Origin of the sequence: Pseudomonas sp. IzPS59 (assembly GCF_014863505.1) — a bacterium.
Taxonomy (GTDB): Bacteria; Pseudomonadota; Gammaproteobacteria; order Pseudomonadales; family Pseudomonadaceae; genus Aquipseudomonas; species Aquipseudomonas kribbensis.
Genome location: NZ_CP062251.1, coordinates 2,341,423 through 2,365,623 on the forward strand (window position 1 = coordinate 2,341,423; position 24,201 = coordinate 2,365,623).

Sequence of the window (24,201 nt, forward strand, 5' to 3'; positions counted from 1 at the left end):
AAGAGCTCTAGATCTTTTGCCAGCCTATTCAGGTTTGTAGTCACTGTGTTTTCCACGGTATACCTCTTTCAAGAATGGATCGTCACCTTGGGTGAGAGTCGCCGGCGAACGCCTTACACCATCTATCGAGTCAAGACGGTATTGAATTCCTCCACCCGATTCACTGAACCAGGGAAGAACTTCCCCTGCTTTAACGGTCAAAGGTTTCTGGACCTCGTACACATAATAGTCTTCTCGTTGAGTTCCTGGCTTCAGAGCCCTTTCAGAGTATCCCGTTCCTGTAGGAGATAAAAAAGAACCTCTCGGCGAACCAAATCGGTCAATATAGGTACCCGGTAACAGAGTAAAGTCAGCTTCTACTTGACCTACCGTGCCAGGATAGGGAGGCCACTCACGAGCAGTTAGTCCATTTTGCCGATCATTGAAGTTTGAAGAAGCCCGCGCATTGGCACTTTCAGCTACGTTTGATTCAACCCTAGCTCGAATACTTGCCGCGTCCGTCTCAGGACATTGTCCGGGCACACATTCCAGACCAAGTGGATCCACCCACCCAGTAGGATTAGGCACGTACTGGTAGTTATTCAACCCACCCGCAAGCTTGATCGGATCCGGCGTCAGATACCGCGCTGTGTTCGGATTGTAGTAGCGGTGCCGGTTGTAATGTAACCCCGTCTCGGCGTCGAAGTACTGACCCTGGAATCGCAGCGGGTTGTCGACTTCACTGACATCCAGTGCCGCAAGGTTGCCATAGGCACGGTATTTTGCCGACCACATGATTTCGCCGCTGTAGTCGGTGAGTTCCTGCGGTGTGCCGAGGTGGTCGAGTTGATAGTAGAACGGCGTGGCCTTTATTGGACCCTCGCCGTCGAGCATCGCCAAGGGGCGGAAGCTGCCGGGTTCGTAGATGTAGGTGCGATAGCGGTTGTCGGCGCTCTCGGCGATCAGACGTTCGCCTTGCCACAGGAATTCGGTGGTATGGCTGTCGACGGTCTTTTCGATGCGGCGGCCGAAGGCATCGTATTTGTACGACGCCGTACTGCCTCCCGGCAGGCTTACGCCGATCAGACGATGTTGGCAGTCATACCGGTATTCAGTGACGAGTTTCTGGTTGGCGCCGCGCCGCTCGCGGATCAGGTTGCCGTAGGCGTCGTAGTCGTAGTGGCGGTCGCCTTGCATCAGCAGGCGGTTGCCTTTGACGTTGGCCAGGTTGGCAACGGGCATGTCAGTCTGACCGAGCAGGTTACCCGCCGGGTCATGGGCGAAGCTTTCGGGTGTCGCGCCACGTACGCTGATTAGACGATCCAGAGGATCGTAGTGGTAGCTGCGATTGCCTTTGCGGCTGTCGTCGATGCCGGCGAGGTTGCCGTTGGCGTCGTAGTTATAGCGACGCTGGAACAGGTTTTTTTCACGCTGGCTGACGCTGTGCGCTTGCAGGCGACCTTGTTCATCGTATTGGTATTGGCTGAGCAGCAGACCTTGCTGGCGTTGCTGTTCACGACCCGCGCTGAATTGGTGGGAAGTCAGGCGTGTGCCGTTGAGGTCGATGCTGCTCAGATGCCCGCCGGGTTGGTGGCGATAATCGAGCGTGCTGCCATCCGGCAGGCGGCAGTGACTGAGCTGTCCGACGCTGTCGTATTCGTAACGCGTGGTGCCCCAGCCCTGATGCTCTGTGATCAGCCGATCCTGTACATCATATTCATAAGCAAGTGGCCAATGACCATCGTCCACGTTGACCAAGCGGCCAAGTGCATCGTAGCTGTAGTGAATTTCCTCGCCGTCAGGCAGGGTCTTCACCAGCAGTCGGCCGGCAGCGTCGCGTTGATACTCGATGACCAGTTCACTGCCGTCGTCACCGAATTCGGTTTTCTTCAGCAGCTTGCCGTTGAGGTCGTACTCGTAGGTAGTGCGGCGTCCGTCGAAACCGGTTTCCTGCTGGATCAGCCCGTTCGAGTAGTAATCCAGCTGATAGTGTTCGCCGCGTTCGTTTTCGATGTCGGTGAGCAGCAGGCGTGCGTTGTCATAGCGATAACGCAGTTGACTGCCGTCCGGGTTGATTCGACGGCTGACCAGGTGCAGGTTATCGGCATACTCGTAACGGGTTACGCGGCCCAGTTCGTCGCGTTCAGCCGTGACGCGACCGTACGGGTTGTAGGTAAACGCGCGGGTGGCACCACCGGGCAGGGTGATCTGTGCCAGACGGTTTGCAGCATCCCACTGGTAGTGGGTGATTGCACCGGTTTCAGCCTGACGTGTGATCTGCCGACCGAGTGCGTCGTAGCGATATTTGCGTTGACCGCCGTCGGGCAGTCGCTCCTCCAGCAACTGGCCGAGGTTATTCCAGCCCAGTTGATGACGGCTGCCATCAGGGTGTCTGATTTCCAGCAAGCGTCCCTGACGATCGTAGCTGTAGTGCGTCGAGTTTCCATCTGGATCAATTTTTTCGGTGATATCGCCCTGGTCGTTGCGCCAGTAGATCCATTTGGCCGGACCACGGTTAACCACACGGACGTAGCCGTGGTAGTACTCGTAGGAGGTCGGCATGTCTTCCGGCGGGATGACCGCGACCAGCCGACCGGCCTCGTTGTATTGGTATTCAGTGACCGCACCCAGTGGATCCTTTTCGGCGATCAACCGGCCTTGATCGTCGTAAGCTTTCAGGTGTTCCGCGCCATCCGGATCGACCTTGGCGACGAGTCGAGCCTTGTCGTCGTGGGTGTAGACCTCTTCACTGCCATCGGCGTTGGTAACCGTGACACTACCTTTGTCATCCCAGGCGTAGTGCGCGTCCATCTGCGAGAAGCTGGCCCAGTGATGGATGCAACGCGCTGACTTGCCTTCCTTTTCCCATTCCCAGTAAAAGCTGGCGCCACCGGCGAGTTGCCGCTCGAGAATGACGTTCTGTTCGTTGTAGGTGTAACGCTCGGATTCACCGGCAGCGTTCGTGGCTTTGATCAGGCGTTGTTGAGCATCGTATGTGTAGGTGACCAGCGTCTGGACGGTGCTCCATGCATCTTCCAGATTGTCTGCCGGGACGAATTGCTGATAGTCGATGGAGACAATGTGTTTGCGGTCGTACCGAACCAGAAGTGCTCGACCAGCCCCGTTATCCACGCGCTTGATTCGACCGTGGATGTCACGGGTTATGTGCAGGCGATTGTCGTAGTTGTCGCTGATGGCGATCAGCGTCGCGCCTTTGGTGTTGAAGCGGAAGTGATAGAACTGCGGACGTTCGCCAGCCTGTGTGAGGATAAGTTCGGAAGGGTCGTTGCCGATGAAGATCGCGGCTTCCGAAAGGCTGTTGGTGATTGCCGGACGCTGCTCGCTCGGCATAGGAAAAGTCGTGACACGGTTTTCGTGGTCGGTCCATACGACTTCATCGCCATTGATCTCCACCCGTTGGGCGAGGGCATGGCTCCAGCCAAAGCCGAGGCCGCAATCCATTTCCGCCGCACTGGTGCGATAGAGACGCGTCCAGGTGAATGGCAGCAAACCGCCGAGTTCGCCGTCGGTAATAGTCAACAGTTCTTCACCCGTCACCATTGAAACCGGGCAGCCATTGGTGCAGGTTTTCTTGGCACAGGTAGCGCTTTTGTCGTCAGGTGTCTTGGACTGATCAGGAGCGTCGTCGATCTTTTCCTTTGGCTGAAGCGAGGTTTGTTTCTGCTTTTTGTCCCGTGGAAATGAGGAGGCGTCCTTGACCTCTTGTTTCGGTGTATCTGAAGTTTTCGGCAGCGGGCCTTTGGCTGGTTGCTCCGCTACCTGGCTTTTCGGTGCGGCCTGCGGTGGCTGGGGTTTAGGCTTGGGCGCTTCAGTGGCGGCTTCATCAATCTTCAACGCTGCGGTTTTTGCGGGCTTCATCGGCACATTTTTAGCGCTGGCGATGATTGGCTTCGACACTTCCGCGTGAGCGGGCAGGGCGTGTTTGTTGCTGAGCGTCATCAGAGTGGAGGCAAGATCTTCCAGGTATTTGACTGCTTCTCCCGATTTGACGGTGGACAGGACTTTTGTCCCTGCTCTTACAGCCAGTCCGGCACCCCCTGTCAGGCAGATGCCTACCAGTACGTTGATCAGAAACTCCGAAGCAATCGCCATCATAACGTCGACGATGACCTGCGGCGGAAGCATGCCGACCCACGCCACAATCGCCGAAACATAGATGTACATCAGCGGCTCGTCGCTGAGGATCAGCAACCCTGAGGCGATGGACTCTTTCGACGCGGCATAGAGCTTGTCGATTTCGATGTCCGACAGATACTTTTTGAGTTTTGCGTAGTTTTTTCGCGGATTAGCGAGCAGCTCGAACAGGCTTTTGATGTCGTCCCATAGGCGAAGAAGAGCTTTCTCAAAACCATCCAGTGCCCGTTTAAGCAAAATGACCGAACGCCCGGCACGATCTGCCGCCGAGTAGCTCGCCCATTGCGGCTGAAACTTGCTCGACCATTCGCTTTGCAGCCAACCTTCAAGCTTGCCGATAACGCCTTGATAGGAGTCATAGAGCGCTTTGACGTCGCTCTGCGAGACATTCGGAAAGAACGTGATGCGATAGGTCTGCCCCTTCTTGCAGCCTTCAACCACCTTGATGCCGCTTGGGCCGATCATGGTTTCGATGACCGGTCCCGTAACGTCGTCGTAGAAGGTTCCTTTGGTCACTGGCTCCAGTTTCACTGGAGTGTTGCCGATAGGGACGAATCGCGCTGACTCGAACATATGGATCAGCGTGAAATCACCTACCAACGGGCAAGTCGCATAGGTTTCCACGGCACCGGTTTTGGTCTTGCGTTTCGTGACGCTGACTTCATTGCCGACCTTGAAGGTCTGGTCGACATCCAGTGCCCAGCCTGTCCAGAAACCGTCAGCCCATTCCTTGTAATCGCTCAGGCAGTTTTTGAAGTCTTTGAGAATCAGGCTCACGTCAGGCGTTTTGGCGTCCAGCACACGCAGGACCAATGTACCAATCGGGGTATTCATGACGTGACTTCCTTTGTCAGCTCAGCAGCAAGACGCTCTGCCATTTCTTCTGTATTTGGATTTTGGCGTACGAAGCGCTCAACCTTTCTACGCAGGTTGGCTACGGGAAACTCGAAGTACAGCTCCGGACAATCCTCTGATAGCCACTGCATCAGGTTCTCGACGACGGTGGTGTGATCCTTTTTCGCGAGGAGATCCAACAGCGTTTGAGGCACTTCCCACCAAGGCCACTCTTTCGCAGGCGGCACTGCCCTTCGGCCCACTTCAACGCTTTTGCCATTGATCAAATATCGCTCGAATACCGGTAAAACTTCGCCGGTAGCAGGGCCAAGGGCCTCTATGATCGGGTAGATATGCCGACCATCCCAAAATCGAAAAAATACTTCCGTTGCATCCGGCATACGCACTTGGGTCAGGCTACGTAAATGTTCCATTACCAGGTCTGGATCGCAGGTAGACACGGCGAGCCACCCCCAATCCAATGCGTCGGTTTCAGCTATCCAAGACAAGAATCCAGCGTTCGGGTTGATTTCTGCGAGGTACGGCATCACCGGTTTCCAATCGGCGTATGGCGTTCCGCTCCAGATAGGTAGAAGTTGCGGAGCCGTATCATGCTGATAAAAGGGCTTGAGTGGCTCTGCATCGCTGGCAGCACTGACGATCAAGTACAAGCGCTCGTCTTTCTGCAACGGCTGTTGTGCCAGCCAATCCTTGGGTGTCAGTCGATTAGATGGCACAGGCACCTGCCTTACACTTCTCACACTCTTCACAAAACGGCGCATTACGCTTGAGCGTGTTGATCTGCGCCGGTGTCAGCACAGCCCCCGCCTTATCGGCATCCGCCTGCTTCAACGGCCCCGGCATCAACGGCGCCGCACCCGTTCCGCTCCCCGGTCCACCACCCGAGTTGATATTGATCGCCGGCCCGCTCATGGTCACGCCGCCGCCATCGATCTTGATGAAGCTGCCGCCACCGACCAGCGTCAGTTCAGCGCCAGCTTCCAGCACCACTTTCATCCCGCTGCTCAGGTGAATTTCCTGCCCCGCGTCGATGAATTGCCCGGTGCCGATCTTGATGTGCTGGTTCACGCCCACGGTCAGGTGGTCGTTGGCGCGGGCTTCGACTTTGCGGTCTTCGTAGACGGTGTGGTGTTCTTCGGCCTTGAATTCCGTGTAGCTGTTCTTTTCCACGACGTCGTGGCGTTCGTTGCCGACGCGGATTTTCTGGTCGTGTTCGATGTTCTCGTCCCAGTCGCGCTGGGCGTGGAGGAAGATCTGTTCCTGGCCTTTCTTGTCTTCGATGCGCAGTTCGTTGAAGCCGCCGCCGCCCATCGAGCTCAGGGTCTTGAAGGTGGTGCGCGTCTTGTTCGCCGGCAGGGCGTAGGGGACGGTGTTTTCCTTGTGGTACAGGCAGCCACTGATCAGCGGCTGGTCGGGATCGCCTTCGAGGAAGGTGACCAGCACTTCCATGCCGATGCGCGGGATGGCGATGCCGCCGTACTGGGCGCCGGCCCAGGCGCTGGAGACGCGCAGCCAGCAGCTGGTCTTGTCGTCGGCCTGGCCGTCGCGGTCCCAGTGGAACTGCACTTTCACCCGGCCGTATTCGTCGCAGTGGATTTCCTGGCCTTGCGGGCCGGTGACCACGGCGCTCTGGCTGCCGAGGATGCGCGGTTTCGGGTGGCGCAGGGGCGGGCGGTTCGGCACGTCCCACGGGGTGCCCTGGAAGCGGTTACGGTAGCCCTGATGGAAATCGTCCTTCAGCGCGGTGGTGTCGCTGGTCACCGACTCTTCCAGCACTTGCGGCTGCTTGCCTTCGTGGTGGACTTCGGTGAGCAGCCACAGGTCATTCCACTTGGCCTTCGGGTGTTCTTTCAGCGCGAGGAAATGGCCGCTGACCAGCAACGGCTGGTCGCTCTTGCCTTCGGCGAGCTGGAAGTCGCTGCGATGGCGTTCGAGGGCGCGTTTGGCCAGGTGTTTGCCGCGCTCGCGGTCGACGAAACGGCCCGGGTAGTCGTAGTTCTCGAGGTCGGGCAGGGCGTCGCCGCGGTTTTCGCTTTCGAGGGTGATCCGCGGTTTTTCGAAGTCGTAATCGCGGCGAGTGGTGCGGCTGGTGCGGGTTTCCAGGCGCAGGTCGAAGCGCTTGATCACCGGGTCGCTGGCGACCATGCCGGAGTCCTGCTGGTAGGCCACCGGCGCCAGTTTGTGGAACACCGTCTGGTCATCGCCGAACACCAGTTTGTGCGCCGTGGCGCTGTGCTGGAAGTGGTAGTGAATGCCTTCTTCTTCGCACAGGCGCTGGATGAAATGCAGGTCCGATTCGTCGTACTGCACGCAGTAGAGGCGCTCGGGGTAGATCGAACCGGTCTGGAATTCATAGGCGTTGCCCTGGATGCCATGTTCTTCGAGGACCTTGCCGATGATCTTCGGCACGCTGAGGTTCTGGAAGATCCGCTGGTTGATCCGGTGCGCGAGGTACGAAAGCTGCGGGCGCAGGGTCACGGAGTAGCGCGTCAGGCGCTTGCCGGAATCGCCCTGCGCGGCGCGGTCGATCAGGCCATGGATGCCGCTGCCGTCGGGCGACAGCTGCAGAAAGGCCGGTTTGTGCAGCAGTGTTTCGAGGTCCAGCGACGGCTGCTCACTGACCAGCTCCACCTCGAAGGCAAACGGCTGGCTGATGGCTTCCCGACCGGTGAGGGTAAACACCTGGAAATCGGCGGAAAGCCCTTCGATGGTCAGGGCAAAGTGGGTTTCATTGGCCGGCGCGAACATCCCTTGTTCCTCGTGCTGTACAGCGGCGCCCGTCGACCGCAAGAGCGGTCAACGCGCGCGAAATTCTGGAGGGGCGTAAACAACATCGACCAGCAGAGCTGGCCGATGCTTGAAACAATCAGCCGTAATTAAACGACTGGAGCACGCCAGTCATCGGAACCCGAAGTACCGGATACTTCGTGGGTCCAGGTGATTTTGCGGTAGGTGAACTGCACTTCTTCCAGGTGGGTGAAGTGCGCGTTGCCTGGATCCTGGCAGTTGTGCATTTTGTTGTTGATGGCGACGATGATCGCGTCTTCCAGTTTGGTGGTGTAGTAGTGCTCTTGGGTACCTTGAGCCGAAGTGCGGTACCACTGGATAACGATTTCGCTCATGCGCTCGCCGGAGGTCAGAGCGGCTTGCAGCAGAGGCGAAGCCTTGTCGTAGACCTTGGTGATCACAACTGGCTTGTGCACGCGCTGACCGGTTGGCTGACCGGATTGCGGGTCACGCGGGATGATCACGTCGTGGGTGAAAGCCTGAACCATGACCTGGTCTTCGTGGCCTTCCTGGTAGGTGTTGCCAACGGAGTCGGCGGTGAAGGCGCCGGCAGTGATCAGGCCTTGTTTTTCGCCGGTAACCGACATGTACGCTGGTGTTGCCATGGGAGGTGCTCCTTGCGGATAAAGTTAGGGTGCCCGGGAGGCGAAATCGCCCGGTGGGTGCCAAAGCTATATCAAGGAGCGTGCCAACATTTTCGAAGCCATATAAACCAAGGGGTTGGCACGGAGCGGCATTGAATGCGTCGAAAAAAGGCAGGGTTTCAGGCAAAAAGTGCGCAAGAAGTTGCGCAGTACTGCGCAACTTCTTGCGCACTTGGCTGCAGCCCTTGATGTGCAAGGGCTGCAGCGATTCCGATGGGGTTTTTATTACGGGGAACTGCGCAACTTCTTGCGCAGTATGGCAAAGCGCCGCTTCGTCGCGTTATCGGGCAAGCGCCTTCAAACATTCCTCGATCGAACGCTGTTGAGTCTCTGCATACAAGCCCAGTTCATCGATGGTCGAACGTCCCAGCGACAGTTCGAATGACTGCCGATTGGAGTGCTCGCCATAGTGCGTCTGCGCGGCGTCCCCCAGGTTCGACTGAAAAATCCCCGCCGCACTCACCGGCAGGAAATCTTCGTACACCAGCGGTTCGGCTTTCACATAGTCGTCGCGCAACAAAGCTTGCAGCGAAACCTCAGCGGGACGACCCGCCGCCAGCCCTTTGTCTGTCAGGAAATACCGGAAATACGCCAATTCCTGCTCGCGCATGCCATCGAGGCTGTCAGGAAATTCGCTGAAGTGCCGGGTCATCAGCGCGTTGTAGCGTGAGGCATTGCCTTCGTTGGGGAAATCACCCAATTCATCCCGCGCCGCATTCAGCAGTCGGTCGTACAACGACCGGCCCTTGGGTGTCAGCGCCGCACCGCGTTGCTCGATTTCGCCAAACCGGGCGCTGTGGCTGCCGCGGGTTTGCGTCTGGTCGGTGAAGGCGATCGGCTCGTCCAGCGCCTTGAAACTGGTCTGGCGCAGGAGGATCGGATGCTGCCGGCGCGGTGGCCCTTCTATCACCGCTTTTGGCGTGATGCCACGCAGCGGCATCTGCGCCTGAACGATGTCGATGTCCAGGGTGCGCGGAGTCAGGTGGTTGATGTGCGGGCCTTTGAACGCAACCACATCGGCGATCAGACGATGCTGGGCGCTGAGGGTCTGGTATTGCGCAGCGGTGACGGTGGCGCTGTGGTGCCAGCGAAAAGTCTCCAGTGCCTGCAGGACAAATTCCCCGGCCTCGGATTCATTCAGTCCGCCAGCGGCTTCGGCCTGCTCGATGAGGCGCAGCGCGGCCGGGGTGAAGATCGAACGCTGATCCAGCACCGATTGCGCAAAAGCACGCAGCTCGGGATCTTCGATCAACTCCAGTCGCAACAACGAAGTGAACACCCGGAACGGACTGACCTGCAGTGCATCTTCATGCACTGCTCGAAACGCCGTGGAATGCACCGGCACCCCGGCGGGGGTCAGGTCGTAATAACCCACCGGTTGCATGCCCATCACCGCAAACAGACGGGCGAGGGTGGCCAGTTCGGCGGCGGTGCCGACGCGGATCGCGCCATGGCGCTCCATGTCCAGCCGTTCGATTTCGCCGGTGCTGTGCAACTGACTGGCGATCTGCGGCTCGCGGGCCAGCACTTCGCGGTTGGTCTGCTCCACCAGTTCCATCAGTGCGCCGTACAGCGGCACTTCTTCGCGGTACATGTCGGACATCGCTTTGGAGAAGCGTTGGCGGATCAGGTCGGGGCTGACGAACGGCTGCACGGTCATGAAAAAAATTCCTGGCACGGTCACGTAAAGGATGGAGGAAAAGATCGCAGCCTTCGCCGACGCGGGCAAACGAAGAATCCTACGAACTTCATTCTGCCAACGACTGACCGTTTACCTGTCTGCGCGTGAGTTTTCCCCCAGGAACTCCCGATACAAACGCGCCGTGTTCGACGGCTGCTCGACCATCGGCATGTGCCCGACGCCGTCCCACACATCCACACGCAGATTGGCGATGCCCTTGCTCCACACCGGCACACTGCTGACATCGATCAACCGGTCCTTGCGACCCCAGAGCAACAGCGCCGGGCATTTGATGTCTGCAAGTTTCGGTTCCATCGGCGGACTCGCGCGAAAGTCCCGGAAGATCTCTTCCAGTTCGTCACGTTGTTGCTCGTAGCGCTGGGCGATGGCGTCGAGCACCAGACCGGGTACCCAGGGCGGCGAGGCCATGGTCATCGCATAGAAGTGTCGGAATTCTTCCCGGGAATTGATCAGGAACGGATTGTGCCCACGGGCCAGGTGACGCTCCATGTCGCTGGCCTCGGGCGCGGTGACGCCGGCCGGGTCGATCAGCGCCACCGAAGCGATACGATCAGGGTAGGTCGCCGCCAGCCACGCGGCGATGTAACCGCCCATGGAGTTGCCGATCACGTGGACCTTCTCGACGCCGCAGACGTCGAGCAGCTGGATCATGCGTTTGGCCTGAACCGGAATGTCGTAGCCGCCACCGGCCTTGAAGCCGGTTTCGCCGTGGCCGGCCAGGTCCGGGATTATCACTCGATACTGGCTGACGAAATGCCGGGCAAAGCGCAGCCACAGGTTCTTTTCCGCGCTGTAGCCATGCAGCATCAGAATGCTGCTCGACGCTTCATACGGCCCGCCTTGCCAGGTCGACACCGTCATTTCCGCGATCGGCACTTCAATCTTGTGCAGCCGATACAGCCTGGCCTCCAGGGCCGCGCTCAGGTCGTAGAGCCAGTGACCGACCGCCGGGTAGCTCAACCAGCTCCAGGCCACGAAAACTGCGAGGGCGACAAACAGCAAAAGCATCGTGGGTCTTCCTTGTTCAAGACAGAATGTGGTCGGCCGGTTTCAGCGCTCGGGTCAAGCGGTGATAGCTGAAACTGAAGCCGGGGAACATCGCGATCACGTGACCGCTCCTGCTTTGATACCAACTGTGGCAGCCGCCGGTTTTCCAGACCGTGCGTTCCATTTCCCGATGAATCATCTGAGTGTAGGTACGTTCTGCTTCGGGGCGAACTTCGATGCTGCGCAGACCCTTGGCCTGTACGGTGCGGATGCAGTCGAGGATGTAGTTCATCTGCGATTCGATGATGAATAGTGCCGAGGTATGCCCGATGCCAGTGTTCGGCCCGGTGACGATAAACAGGTTGGGAAAGTCCGGCAGGCTGGTGCCGAGGTAGGCGCGCGGGTATTGCGCCCAGACATCACGCAGTTTTACGCCGTTTTTTCCGCTGACCGGATAGGAAATCACGCCATCGGTGGCGTCGTAGCCGGTCGACCAGACAATCAGATCAACGTCGATGTGCTGGCCATCCGTGGTGAGGATGCCGGTTTCGTCGAGGGCGGCGATACCTTGTTCGCGGCTGTGCAAGGTGACGTTGGGCCGGGTCAGCGTCGGATAATAGGTGTTGGAGAGCAATACCCGTTTGCAGCCGATGGTGAAGTCCGGCGTCAGTTTTTTCCGCAACTCGGGATCAGTCACCTGGCGTTTGAGAAATTTCAGCGCCTGGTTCTGCACCATGTGAATCGCCGGTTTCGAATATTTGAAGGCGATGATCCGGGTTTCGAACTGCCAATAGATCAGCCAGCGCAGCAGCTTCCAGGCCGGTTTCAGCCCCAGCAGCCAGCGCTGGAAACGTCCGAACTTTCGGTCGGGGCGCGGCAGCACCCAATGGGGTGTGCGCTGAAAGACATGCAAGTGCGCGACATCCGGCGCAATGGTCGGAATCACCTGCACGGCACTGGCGCCGCTGCCGACGATCGCCACGCGTTTACCGCGATAGTCGTAGCTGTGATCCCAATTGTTTGTATGAAAGGTCTTGCCCTGAAAGCGATCCTGACCGGGGAAGGGCGGCACGACTGGCTGACTCAGCGGCCCGGTGGCATTGATCACGAACTGCGCGTAATAAGTGCCCTTGGCGCCGGTGTGTACGGCCCAGCGTTTTTCGTTTTCATCCCACTCGATCTGCTCGACATCGGCTTGCAGCTCCACCCGCTCGCGCAGGCCGAAACGCTCGATGACGTGTTCGGTGTAGCGATGCAGTTCGGCCTGCCCGGCGAACATCTGCGTCCACGGGTAGGGCGCGAACGACAGTGAATACAGGGGCGACGGCACGTCCACCGCCGCGCCGGGGTAGGTGTTCTGGCACCAGGTGCCGCCGAAAAAGTCCCGCCGCTCCAGCAAGCGAAAATCGTCGATGCCGGCCTTGAGCAAGTTGACCGCCGCGCACTGGCCGCCAAACCCGCTGCCGATGATTAACACCTGATAGGTCTGCATGGGCCTCCTTCTTAGAGTCTTTTTTCCATTTTCTACCTTTCATGTATAGCCAATCATTTGCCTGCCGTGTGCCGGAATTGGCGGGCCGCGGGGTCGGAGACTGCCGGCCGCTGGCCGGTGATGGCTATTTAACGTTGCCCTGTTAGACTCCGAGCACATCCTTTTGCGGTGTACTCGAGGCCCTTATGGGAAGAACGGGAGGAAAGGGACTTTCACTGGCCAGGAGGCTTTACACATCGCGAACCCTGGGGCTGGTCCTGGGGCTTTTGTGCGTGAGCGTCGCGATGTATCCGCTCGATCCCCCGGCCTGGGTCTGGGCGCTGATGTTGTTCAACGGCCTGGTCTGGCCACACCTGGCGTATCAGTGGGCACGACGCTCGAAAGTCCCTTACCACGCCGAACACCGCAACTTGCTGATCGATGCCTTCCTCGGCGGTCTCTGGGTCGCTGCCATGCAATTCAACCCGCTGCCCAGTGCCACGACCATTTCGATGATGGCGATGAATAACGTTGCCATCGGCGGTCTGCGCTTTCTGCTGGCAGGGTCGGCGGCGCAGTTGCTTGGCGTCGGTGTCGGGCTGGTGGTGTTCGCCCCGGCCTTCATCCCGGCGACCACACCGGCGCAGATGTATGCCTGTCTGCCATTGTTGATGTTGTACCCGTTGGCGCTGGGCTGGATCTGCTTTCGTCAGGCCTACACTCTGGGCGTGCAGAAACGTGAATTGCTGGCGCTGAGCCGTACCGACAGCCTCACCGGTCTGCTCAATCACGGCGCCTGGAAGGATCAACTGGAAATCGAATTCCTGCGCTGCAAGGGCCAGCAAAAAGGCGCGGCGATTGCGCTGATCGACATCGACCACTTCAAGGCGATCAACGACACCTACGGCCACGTGGCCGGCGATATCGTCCTGCGCCAGTTGAGCAAGATGCTCAAGCAGAACCTGCGCATGGCGGACGTGGCCGGACGCTACGGCGGCGACGAGTTCTGCGTGATCCTGCCGGACTTGCCGCTGTTCAATGCGGCGCAGGTGATGGAAGCCTTGCGTGAGCGATTTTCCTTTCTGGTCTACGAGCAGAATCCGGCGCTGAAAGTCAGCCTGAGCATCGGCCTGGCCGCACTCGATCCGGCTCACGGCGATGCGACACGCTGGCTCAATGACGCTGACCAGGCGCTTTACGAAGCCAAGGCGACCGGGCGCAACCGGGTGATCTGTTGCAATGACGACAAGCCACGGCGCGAGGTGCTGGGTTCGGTTTGAACGGATGGGGTGTCGCATCCGGGATAGAGCCTTGCGGCGATGTCAGGTACGGTTCAGTACCCGACACGAAACAAGGATTGATTCATGACGTTCAAATTCCCTCGTTCCCTGCTGGCCGCCGGTCTCGGCCTGACCCTCTCTTTCGCAGCCGCTGACGCCTTCGCCGAACCGCACAAACAAGTGCTGGCCGACGCCGAGCAATACAAACCTGAAGCCCTGAAATTGCTGGAGCGGCTGGTCAACATCGACTCCGGCTCCGGCGATGAAAAAGGTCTCAAACAAGTCAGCGAAATCGCCATCGACGAGCTGAAAAAACTCGGCGCCACCATCGAACTGGTGCCCAACACGCCGGAAAAAACCAACCACGTGCTCGCCACGCTCAAAGGCACCGGCAAGGCCAGAATCCTGCTGATGGCGCACATGGACACGGTGTTCAAGGAAGGCTCCGCCGCCGAGCGTCCGTTCCACATCAAGGACGGCCGCGCTTACGGGCCGGGGGTGATGGACGACAAGGGCGGGATCGTCGCCGGCATCTACGCGCTGAAAATTCTGAAGAACCTCGACTTCAAGGACTACGCGCAAATTACCTTCCTGCTCGATGCCAGCGAAGAAACCGGCTCGGACGTCGCCACCGACCTGATCAAGAAAACCGCCAAACTTCACGACGTGACACTCAACCTCGAACCGGGTCGTCCGGCGGATGGCCTGGTGGTGTGGCGCAAGGGCAGCGCCACCGCGCTGGTCGAGGTCAAGGGCAAGGCTGCTCACGCCGGCGTCGCGCCGGAACTGGGGCGCAACGCGGCGATGGAGGCGGCGCATCAGATCCTGCAACTGGGCAAGCTCGGCGACGAAGCGAAGAAAACCACCATCAACTTCACCGTGCTCAAGGCGGGCGACCGCACCAACGTGATCCCGGATCAAGCCATGGCCAAGGCTGACGTACGGGCGGCGGTGCCGGAAGAGTTCGACCGGATCGAGAAGGATCTGACGCGGGTGTCCCAGGACAAGCTGATTCCCGATACCGAAGTGAAAACGTCATTGCAGCGCGGCTTGCCGCCGATGCCGCAGACGGCGGAGTCGGATCGTTTGATGGCGATGGCTCAGGGGATTTATGGCGAGATTGGCCGCAAGTTGACTGAAGAAGGTAGCGGCGGGGCGGCGGATGCGAGTTTGTCGGCCGGGGTAGGGACGCCGACGCTGGACGGGTTCGGGATTGTTGGCGGCAATATTCATACGCCGGAGGAATATGCGGAAGTGGAGAGCGTGGCGCCGCGGATTTATCTGTTGTCGCGGATGATTATGGAGTTGGCGAAGGGGCGGTGAGCGGGGCAGTGGTGTTGATCGTTCCCACGCAGAGCGTGGGAACGATCGTCGAGCGGCGCACAACTTTCCAAGACCTTTCCTACAACGTACCCTGTTGCCGCGTTTCGGTGCCGACCCCTATAGTCTGGGCTCGCGGAAAAACTCCGCGAACGATCTTGGCCGGTCGATAACCTGAAACGTAACAGCGCCATCGCTCAGAGCAGTTTCTGGGCAACGTGTTATGGCGGCTGTGCGCGGGACACCTTAGGGTGTGCCGGATCTTTCAGGTATCTGGTCGGCCAACCCGCTCACAGCTGCCACCTTTATTCGCTTGGCCGCGAACGGTGGTTGTCTCACCTGGAGTCACACCAATGTCAGAACAAGTAATCCCCCGCTACCTCCCCATCGACACCTACGACGCCGAATCCCCGGTGCTCTTCATCAATACTCAAAAAGAACTCAGCGACATGGCCGCGTGTGCGATGCACCGTTTTGTGGTCGTGCGCGATCTGGCGGATACGTTTTCCAGTCTCGACCTCAAGGGTATTTCCGATTGTGATCTGACGCGCATTACCAGCGCAGTGCATCTGCTGATGCGAGAGGGCTGCGCCATTCTGAACGTGATTCAGACGCGGGCATTGCAGCGGGAGGAGGGCTTCAAGGCAGCGGTCTAGCGGTTTCGCGGCGGGCGCCATGCGAGTGGACTCGTAATGGCGTCGGGCCGCGCTGCCTCTTTGTCGCGTGGTGCGAAGTTACTCTTTGACGCTCATGTATTCCTTGGCCCAGAGGATGTATTCCTCAGGCTGGGTGTAGGTGTGAGTCAGTTCGGTGGCGCTCAGGTCCGAGGCCTGGGTGAAGATCTGCCGTTGTTCGCGCAGGCTGTCGTAAGTCGCCTTGATCGCCGCGAAGTAAGCACCGTGGCCGTCGATGGTCACGCGCACACCCAGTTCGGCCAGGCGTTTGTCGTCGCGCAGCGCCGGGTTGCCATAGGTCACCAGCATCAGCGGGACGGTCAGGTGTTCGGCGATCTGCTCGAGCTGATCGAAATCCTGAATGCCGACCATGCAGATACCATCAGCGCCGGCGGCCTGGTAATGCTTGGTGCGGCTGATGATTTCCTGGTTCGGCAGGATGCCGGCGTTGGTCCGGGCGATGATCGCCATTTCCGAATCGACCCGGGCTTCCAGTGCCGCGCGGATCTTGCCGACGCCTTCGGCGACGGTGATCAGGTCGGTGGATTTACGGCCAAACTGGGCTGGCAGCAGGGTGTCTTCGATGGTCAGCGCGGCGACGCCGGCGCGTTCCAGTTCGACGATAGTGCGCATCACGTTCAGGGCGTTGCCGTAGCCGTGGTCGGCGTCAGCGATCACCGGCAACTGGGCGACGCGGCCGATGCGGGTGGCCTGCTCGGCGAATTCGCTGAGGGTGATCAGGGCAAAGTCCGGGGCGCCCAGCACCTGCAACGAGGCGACCGAGCCGCCGAGAATCCCTACTTCAAAACCCAGGTCAGCGGCGATGCGGGCGGACATCGGATCGAACACCGAGGCGGTGTGATAGCAGGTGTCGGAAGCCAGCAGCTGACGGAAGTTACGGCGCAAATCTTGATGAGAAAGCCTGGTCATACGAGTTCCACCAATACAAAGGAATGGAAAGGCTTGAGCAAAGGTGTCAACGCCGAAGGTGAAAAGGCTATCACGCCAATGGGTCAAGGATCATGACGAATTAACGAGGAAGTTAACCAGGAAAAACCTGTTCAGGCTTTCTAGCAGCAGGCAGAGGCGCTCAGGCCGCCACTGCCTGCTGCTGTTGATTGGGCAGCGGCACGGCCCGTACCGAGTTGCCCGGCTGCAATTGCAGGCGTTTGGCGGTGAGGCGGTCGACCACCAGACTGCTGCCGACCCGGCGGCCCGCAGCGACGGTGATGCGGCAGTTTTCCAGACGGCGGTTGTGGATCAGCCACAGCGGCGCCTGTTCGTCCGGCGTGCCGATGCTCAGGGTCAGTTCCAGGCTGTCGCGCACGGTACGGATGCTGCGGATCGGTGCTTCGATCACCGGGCCACCGTCAAAGATGTCGATGTAGCCTTTGTGGGCGAAACCCTCGGACTGGAGGATTTTCAATGCCGGTTCGGTGTTGGGGTGGGCCTGACCGATCACGGCCTGGGCCTGTTCGGTAAGCAGGCAGGTGTAAAGCGGCTGGCGCGGCATCAGTTCGGCGATGAACGCCTTGTTGCCCAACCCGGACAGGTGGTCAGCGTGGCTGAAGTCCATCTGGAAGAAGTGTCGGCCCAGACTGTCCCAGAACGGCGAACAGCCTTGCTCGTCGGCACTGCCGCGCAGCTCGGCGATCATCTTTTCGCCGAACAGGTGCGGGAATTCGGCAACGAACAGCAAACGCCCCAGCGACAGCAGACGTCCATTGCTGCCGTGACGCTGGTCGTGGCGCAGGAACAGTGAGCACAGTTCCGATTGGCCGGTCAGTTCATTGTTGAGGAACAGGGTCGGAATCTGTCGCTGGATACCCAGATCCGGTGCCGAACTGACGGTCAGCCCGACCCGGTAGTTGTACCAGGGCTCGCGCAGGCCGACGGCGCCGGCCAGGGCACTGACCCCGACCACCCGCTGCTCGTCGTCTTCAAGCACGAACAGATAATCGGCATCGGCCCGCTCGACCTGCTCGGCGAAGGCGCGCTGCGCCCAGCGCACCCGGTGGGCCAGGCGATCTTCGTTGGCAGGCAGGGTGGTGAACCCCGGCCCGGCCTGTTGCACCAGCGTCATCAACGCTGGCAGGTCGCTGACTTGGACCGGACGGACAATCATGCTGCAACTCCTTTTGCGCGCCTGCTCGGGCACTGTCGTTGGGTGAGGGCGCGATTCACAGGGCAATCACCCGGATCGTGTCGCCAGCGCCGACATTCAGCGCCGCACATATCGCCGGCGTAAGTGCCAGGGGTTGACCAGGCTGGTAATCCAGCTCGGCGACCACCGCCCTGAAGCCGTGCAGTGCATCGTTGCTCACGAGATAACGACCGCGGGCGTCGATCAGAGGTTCCTCTTGAACCGTTGCGATCTGGCTTTGCACGATCGAGCGGATGTTGGCCGTGCGCGCGTACAAGGTTGGCCCGGCATCGAACAAATCGATGTAGCTGTTGGTTTCAAAGCCCTCGCGCTCAAGGATGTCGAAGGCTTCCTGGCCGTCCGGGTGAATACGACCGATGCACTCCTGCGCCGCCAGCGGCAGCATCGGCACGTAGATCGGGTATTGCGGCATCAGTTCGGCGAGAAACGTACGGCTCTGCAAGCCGCACAGGCGCTCGGCCTCGACGTAGGGCAGGTCGAAGAAGTGTTTGCCCAGAGCATCCCAGAACGGCGAGTGGCCTTGAGCGTCGCTGTAGCCAACGATTTCGGTGATGACGGCTTCGGCAAATCGTTGCGCGTGGGCAGCGATGAACAGCAGGCGCGCCCGTGACAGCAACTCGGAATACGGTGTGCGTACCAGTGCTGCGTCGATGTGAAAGCCGCGCAGCAGGGTGTGACCGCTGAGGTCGTGGCACAGCGACAGCGCCGGCACGCCGTGTTCGATGTTCAGTTCCCGCGAAGCGCTGGTGAAATGGCGATTGCGCAGGCTGTAGAACGGTTCGTTGAATCCGGCAGTGGCGAGAATTTCCGAGCAGCCGACCAGGCGACGGCTGTCCAGATCTTCCAGCACGAAAAAGTAATTCTCCGGGCCTTGGGCCGCGACATTCGTGTCGAACGAGGCGCAGGACGCGGCGATCTTTTCGCCCAGGTGCTGGCTGTCATCCGGCAGGGACGTGACGCCCACCAGGCTGTCGCGAGCCAGTTGTTGCAATTGAGGCAGGTCGTTTGGCTCGACTGGACGTAAGACCAGCATGGATGCACTCCTGTATCAAAAGGTTCGGCCCATTCGCCGAACCTGACTATCACTGTCGGTTTCCACGCGTTAAAGCGGCGGTCGCCTGAATTCTTGTCAGACGCCGCCCTTTTTCTTGTCAGCCATTGCTCGGGTCAGGCAGCGCGGTACTGGCGCCGAGCTTGTTCAGGAAGAACAGGTACACCAGACCCAAGGCGATCCAGATCAGGCCGAGCTTCTGCGCATCGACGCCCATGTTGTACATGATGGCCGCGACGATGCCGAAGCCGATCACCGGGCAGATCAGGTGACGGATCACCTGGCCGGACTTCTGTCGGCGCCAGTAGTAATTGATCACGGTCAGGTGCAGCAGCATGAAGCCGCTCAGGGCGCCGAAGTTGACCAGCGAGGTCAGGGTGTCCACCGAGTTGATGAACAGGTAACAGATCACCAGCGACAGCACGGCCACCAGATAAATGCTCAGGTAAGGCGTGTTGTGTTTCGGGTGGACCTTGGCCAGCACTTTCGGCAGCTTGCCGTCGCGGGCCATGCCGAACAGCAGGCGCGAGACCGCCGCTTGCGAAGTGATCGCCACCGCCACACCCCAGGCCAGGGCTGTGGCTACGCCGGTCAGCGTCGCGAGCCAGCTGCCGGCGGCGATTTCGGCGATTTCATAAAACGCGGTATCGGCGGACTTGAAGCCCATGCCGGCGGCCAGATCGGTGGCGATCCAGGTCTGTACGACGAAGATCGCACCCATCACCACCAGGGTGATCAACGCTGCTTTGCCGACGCTGCGGCCCGGATCGCCCTTGATCTCTTCGGCAAGCGTGGAGATCGCATCGAAGCCGAGGAACGACAGCACCGCAATCGACACCGCTTGCATCAGCAGGGCGAAGTTGAAGGTTTCCGGGTGGTACAGCGGCGCCAGGGTCAACTGGCCGTTGCCGCCACCGTTGTGCAGTGCGTTCCAGGCGTAGAACAGGAAAATCCCCAACACAACGAGCTGCGCCAGCAGGAACAGGATGTTCATGCGGGCGGTGAAGGTGATGCCGCGCAGGTTGACGAAGGTCGCGCTGACGAGGAATGCCAGGATGAATCCGACTTTCGGGATGTCCGGGTACAAATGGTTGAGCGCCATCGCCGCATAGACGTAAAGCAGCGGCGGAATCAGCAGGTAGTCGAGCAGCATCAGCCAGCCGGCGAGGAAGCCGACGTGTTGATTCAGGCCCCGTTGTGCGTAGGAGTACACCGAGCCGGCAATCGGAAAGGCCCGGGCCATGCTGCCGTAGCTCAACGCGGTGAACACCATTGCCACCATGCCGATGATGTACGCCAAGGGCACCATCCCCGGTGCCTCGGCGTTGACGTAGCCATACACGCCGAACGGGGCGATGGGGATCATGAAGATCATCCCGTACACCACCAGGTCGGTCAGTGTCAGGCTACGTTTCAACTCCTGTTTGTAGCCGAACTCTTCTATTTCCATGAAGCGCAACTCCTTGTCAGCCAATCGTTCGTTTTAGTTGTTATGTCGGTCCGTCGTTTACAGCGTCAGCGGTGTTTACAGCAATGTTCAAAGCAGTGGAGCCAGATAATTTGCCCAGCGAGAAACCGCTTCCGGGCTGCGCAGCAGGTCGTTGCGCACCTCGATCAATACCGATTCGAGGCCTCGGGCATCGCCGTGCACCGGCACGGTCATATCGCCCAGCGGGTCGATTTTGTACGGCTGGTTGCCGGCGACTTTCAGCGGATGCTGACCGAGGCCGTCGAGCAGGCGCTGGGCGTATGCCTTGGCCTGGCCGAACAGCACGCCGACTTCCAGCTCACGCGGCTGGCCGTAATAAATCGGGGTGAAACTGTGAATCCCCACCACCCGCACCGGCCGGCCTTCGGCCAGACGCTCGTCGATCAGATGTTGCAGCCGTGTATGAAACGGCTTGAACAGGCACTGGCGACGGTATTCGCGGGTGGCTTCGTCGAGCTCGCGATTGCCCGGCACCTGATAGATTTCGCTCTGCGCCGGGATGCTGTCCGGGGCGTGGCGGGGCCGGTTGAGGTCGATCAACAGTCGCGAATAATTGGCGCTCAGCAGTGTGGCGCCGATTTTTTCCGAGAGTTGCTCGGCCAGCTCCAGCGCACCGATGTCCCAGGCAATATGTTCACGTGCAGCCGTGTCATCCAGGCCCAGGTTGTTCAGAGCGTCGGGGATGTAACGGCTGGCGTGCTCGCACACCAGAATCAGCGGGTGCGTCGAATCTTCACGGGTCAGGTTGTAGACCGGTCGGGTGTACAACCCAAGCTCGGCGGATTCAGTACAGGCGTGCATAGTGCTCACACAGGTCAGCGGGCGAGAGCTGTTCCGTCAGCGCCAGTTCCTCGGTTTTAAGGGCGAAATACGTGTCGAGCAACGGTGCCGGCAGCGCTGCCATCAGCGCTTCGCTGCGACGCAGGCAATCCAGTGCCTGAGCCAGAGAGGCGGGCAGGGCAACGATGCCCCGCGCCTCGCGTTGTTCGTCGTTGAGTGCATCGGGGATTTCATCGGTGATTGCGTTCAGCGCCAGACGCTGTTCGATGCCCAGGCGTCCGGCGATCAGCAACGCAGCCATCGCCAGGTGCGGCGAGGCGGTGGCGTCCATGGCGCGGAATTCCAGGTTGTACTGCTTCGCCACGGGTTTGTTGCCCAGGCTCACGGTCGGGCAGATGCGCAGCGCCGCTTCGCGGTTCTGCTGGCCGAGGCAGGCGTAGGACGCGCTCCAGTGGTGCGGCTGCAAACGTTCGTACGACACCGGGGTCGGTGCGGTGAACGCACACAGCGCCGGCAAGTAATGCAGCACGCCCGCCGCCCAGTGCTGGCCAAGCGTGGACAAACCATTGCTGGTGCCGGCGTCGTAGAGCATCGGTTGGCCGGCCAGATCCAGCAGGCTGACGTGCAGATGCACGCCGTTGCACACCGCATCGGCGGCGGTTTTCGGCGCGAAGCTCAGATCCAGGCCCATCTGCCGGGCGATTTCGCGGGTGATCTCGCGCACGTTTACGGCGCGATCTGCCGCCGCCACGCCGAGGGTCGGGCGGCAGGTGATTTCGTATTGATGCTTGCCGTATTCGGGCAAGAACATTTCCGGCTCGACCCCGCCGGCGCGCAGAGCGCTGAGCAGCCAGCCACCGAATTCCGCGCCCTGGCGCTGGGACTCGAGGGAGAAGGCAAGGTGTTCGGCAAACCCGGCGTGCAGGTTGAATTCGTGTTCGAACGCGGCGTTGACCTGCAACCCGAGCTGATCGCGATAACGCTCGATTTCATCGCTCAGCAGTGTGCGCGGGCAGGCGCCCCAAGGGCGACCGTCAGTCTCGCGGATATCACCGTGGATAAAATCCAGCGCCGGGGCGACGGCGTCCGGCCCGTTGCCGACCGTGACGCGGCTGGCGAGGTCGGGAATCAGCCGCAGATCGCCATAAGCGCCCCACGGGTTGGTCGAGGCGATGATGTCCTGCGGCGTCAGCGCACTGTTGGCCGGCACCCAGCCGCAGCCGGCGGCCTGATAGTGCTCCAGCTCATCGCTGGGAAACGAGCGGCCACGGGTGATACCGATCAGGTCGGTGGTGACGATGGTGGTCATCGGCAACGGCGACAGGCGCTCGCTCATGGCTGCATCTCCCGCAGACGACCGAGGACGGTGTCGGTATCGGTGATCCAGCAGTAGCCCTTGATCGCGTTCAGGCAGGCGTCGTGGCGTGCCTCGGTGTAGGTCGCGCAGGCGTCCGCCACCAGGGTGACCAGATAGCCACGGTCGGCGGCGTCGCGCACGGCCATGTCCACGCACTGGTCGGTGACGATGCCGGCGATGATCAGGTGACGGGTTTCAAGGTTGCGCAGCACGTAGTCGATGTTGGTCGAGTTGAAGACCCCGGAGGAGGTCTTGGGCAGCACGATTTCGTTTTCTGCCGGGGTCAGCTCGGCGATGACCTGTGCCTGCGGGCTGCCCTTGGGCAGGTGCATGTCCGACAGTTTGTGGTCCAGCGAGCGGTCGCGGCCGTCGGCGGTCAGGCTTTCGATCAGGGTGTGCAGCACGTTCTGCCGTGCATCGCGAAAGGCGTTGAGCAGACGCACCTGATTGGGCACCACTTGCGAGCGTGTGCGATTGAGGAAGTACGCGGCGTCCGGGCCTTCGAGGTGCGGGTCGAACTGCGGTTCGAGCCAGGCACGCTGCATGTCCACCAGCAACAGCGCGGTGTGGTCGGTGACAAACGGCAGGTCCCGCGGCGAGCGGTGGGGAAGGCTGAACATCCTTATTTATCCTCCAGCAAGTGGGTGTCGAAGTCGTTGCGCAGGGCATCGATGCCTTCCAGGCGATCGGCCAGATCCGGGCTGCGCAGGGTCAGGCAAGCGATCAGCGCTTCGACCTGGGCCAGCGCCGGAACCATGGTGTCGAACGGCGAAGCCGATTCCACCGGGGCGCTGATGATCATGTCGGCCAATTCGCGCAGCGGCGAGGCGTAGATGTCGGTGAACAGCACGACGCGAGCATTGTTGTTCTTGGCCGCAGTGGCCACGCGCAGGGCCTGGGTCTGGTAGCGGCGATAGTCGAACACCAGCACCACGTCCTGGCGTTGCAGGTCGAACAGGCGATCGGGCAGTTGCGCGTTGTCCTCCAGCGCAAAGCAACCGGGGCGCAGCAGGCGCAAATGATTGAGCAGGTAAGTCGCCATCAGGCTGCTGAAACGCCCGCCGAAGCAGTAGACCTGATGGCGCGTATCGAGCAGCCATTGCGCGAGAATCCGCACGTCTTCGGGTTGGGTCAGGGCCTGGGTTTCCGCCAGCAGATTGTGGCTATGGGCCAGATAGTGGCTCCAGGCATCGTCCTGGTTCAGGTTCGAACGGGGTTGCAACAGCGTGCGCGGCGAGCTCAGGCGATGGTCCATGTCGCTGAGCAGGGCGTCCTGGAATTCGGCGTAACCGCCAAAACCGAGTTTTTTTACCAGACGCACGATGGTCGGATCGCTGACGCCGGCGTGTTCGGCCAGCCGCGCCATGGGCCCGAGGCCATTGCGCGGGTACTGATCGAGCAAGGCCCGGACGACTTTGCGCTCTGACGGCGTAAGGTCCAGGCCGGGATCAGTAATCAGGTCTCTGAGAGGGGGCATCCGGGCTCCTGCTGGATGGGTGTGTTGAA

18 protein-coding genes are annotated in these 24,201 nt (G+C 60.2%); 3 read left to right on the forward strand and 15 right to left on the reverse strand.

Going from position 1 to position 24,201, the window contains the following annotated elements:
- Positions 1-24: 24 nt before the first annotated feature.
- From IF189_RS10585 to IF189_RS10615, 7 genes are all read right to left on the reverse strand, one after another.
- Entirely contained in the window at positions 25-4,968 is a 4,944-nt protein-coding gene (locus IF189_RS10585; RefSeq protein ID WP_192553245.1) for an RHS repeat-associated core domain-containing protein, read from the reverse strand.
- The gene (locus IF189_RS10590; RefSeq protein WP_192553246.1) at positions 4,965-5,705 is read right to left on the reverse strand and encodes a DUF4123 domain-containing protein; all 741 of its coding nucleotides are present in this window, start codon (positions 5,703-5,705) and stop codon (positions 4,965-4,967) included. Before IF189_RS10590 ends, IF189_RS10585 begins: the two co-directional genes overlap by 4 nt.
- Complete coding sequence (gene tssI, locus IF189_RS10595; RefSeq protein WP_192553247.1) at positions 5,695-7,737, reverse strand: type VI secretion system tip protein TssI/VgrG; 2,043 nt, start codon at positions 7,735-7,737, stop codon at positions 5,695-5,697. Before tssI ends, IF189_RS10590 begins: the two co-directional genes overlap by 11 nt.
- Before the next feature lie 128 nt (positions 7,738-7,865).
- Positions 7,866-8,381 carry an Hcp family type VI secretion system effector gene (locus IF189_RS10600; RefSeq protein WP_007949952.1) on the reverse strand — a complete coding sequence of 172 codons (516 nt, stop codon included), beginning with the start codon at positions 8,379-8,381 and terminating at the stop codon, positions 7,866-7,868.
- A gap of 319 nt (positions 8,382-8,700) precedes the next feature.
- The gene (locus tag IF189_RS10605) at positions 8,701-10,080 is read right to left on the reverse strand and encodes a VOC family protein (RefSeq protein WP_192553248.1); all 1,380 of its coding nucleotides are present in this window, start codon (positions 10,078-10,080) and stop codon (positions 8,701-8,703) included.
- 111 nt (positions 10,081-10,191) lie between these two features.
- A complete protein-coding gene (locus tag IF189_RS10610; RefSeq protein WP_134827351.1) occupies positions 10,192-11,130 on the reverse strand; it encodes an alpha/beta fold hydrolase in 939 nt (312 codons plus the stop codon).
- A gap of 16 nt (positions 11,131-11,146) precedes the next feature.
- Positions 11,147-12,601, reverse strand: a complete 1,455-nt coding sequence (locus IF189_RS10615) for a flavin-containing monooxygenase (protein WP_134827350.1) — start codon at positions 12,599-12,601, stop codon at positions 11,147-11,149.
- Between the two features lie 185 nt (positions 12,602-12,786).
- Here IF189_RS10615 and IF189_RS10620 point away from each other — a divergent pair, with 185 nt between their 5' ends.
- The 3 genes from IF189_RS10620 (at position 12,787) to IF189_RS10630 (ending at position 15,836) form a co-directional block, all read left to right on the forward strand.
- Positions 12,787-13,860 carry a diguanylate cyclase gene (locus tag IF189_RS10620; RefSeq protein ID WP_134827349.1) on the forward strand — a complete coding sequence of 358 codons (1,074 nt, stop codon included), beginning with the start codon at positions 12,787-12,789 and terminating at the stop codon, positions 13,858-13,860.
- 84 nt (positions 13,861-13,944) lie between these two features.
- Complete coding sequence (locus IF189_RS10625; RefSeq protein ID WP_134827348.1) at positions 13,945-15,183, forward strand: M20/M25/M40 family metallo-hydrolase; 1,239 nt, start codon at positions 13,945-13,947, stop codon at positions 15,181-15,183.
- Positions 15,184-15,533: 350 nt separating this feature from the next.
- On the forward strand, positions 15,534-15,836 hold the full coding sequence (locus IF189_RS10630) for a hypothetical protein (RefSeq protein WP_192553249.1): 303 nt from the start codon (positions 15,534-15,536) through the stop codon (positions 15,834-15,836).
- 78 nt (positions 15,837-15,914) lie between these two features.
- Here IF189_RS10630 and IF189_RS10635 read toward each other — a convergent pair whose 3' ends face one another.
- The 8 genes from IF189_RS10635 to IF189_RS10670 form a co-directional block, all read right to left on the reverse strand.
- The gene (locus IF189_RS10635; RefSeq protein WP_085708719.1) at positions 15,915-16,784 is read right to left on the reverse strand and encodes an isocitrate lyase/PEP mutase family protein; all 870 of its coding nucleotides are present in this window, start codon (positions 16,782-16,784) and stop codon (positions 15,915-15,917) included.
- Between the two features lie 160 nt (positions 16,785-16,944).
- Complete coding sequence (gene astA / locus IF189_RS10640; RefSeq protein ID WP_134827346.1) at positions 16,945-17,979, reverse strand: arginine N-succinyltransferase; 1,035 nt, start codon at positions 17,977-17,979, stop codon at positions 16,945-16,947.
- Between the two features lie 55 nt (positions 17,980-18,034).
- Complete coding sequence (locus IF189_RS10645) at positions 18,035-19,051, reverse strand: arginine N-succinyltransferase (protein WP_134827345.1); 1,017 nt, start codon at positions 19,049-19,051, stop codon at positions 18,035-18,037.
- A 118-nt stretch (positions 19,052-19,169) separates the two neighbouring features.
- Positions 19,170-20,519: an APC family permease gene (locus IF189_RS10650; protein ID WP_085708716.1), complete on the reverse strand. Its 1,350-nt coding sequence runs from the start codon at positions 20,517-20,519 to the stop codon at positions 19,170-19,172.
- 87 nt (positions 20,520-20,606) lie between these two features.
- Positions 20,607-21,359, reverse strand: a complete 753-nt coding sequence (locus tag IF189_RS10655) for an N-formylglutamate amidohydrolase (RefSeq protein WP_134827344.1) — start codon at positions 21,357-21,359, stop codon at positions 20,607-20,609.
- A complete protein-coding gene (locus IF189_RS10660) occupies positions 21,343-22,674 on the reverse strand; it encodes a glutamine synthetase (RefSeq protein WP_134827343.1) in 1,332 nt (443 codons plus the stop codon). Before IF189_RS10660 ends, IF189_RS10655 begins: the two co-directional genes overlap by 17 nt.
- Entirely contained in the window at positions 22,671-23,315 is a 645-nt protein-coding gene (locus IF189_RS10665; RefSeq protein ID WP_114882193.1) for an isochorismatase family cysteine hydrolase, read from the reverse strand. Before IF189_RS10665 ends, IF189_RS10660 begins: the two co-directional genes overlap by 4 nt.
- Positions 23,316-23,317: 2 nt before the next feature.
- Positions 23,318-24,172, reverse strand: a complete 855-nt coding sequence (locus tag IF189_RS10670) for a MurR/RpiR family transcriptional regulator (RefSeq protein WP_085708712.1) — start codon at positions 24,170-24,172, stop codon at positions 23,318-23,320.
- Between the last annotated feature and the right edge of the window lie 29 nt (positions 24,173-24,201).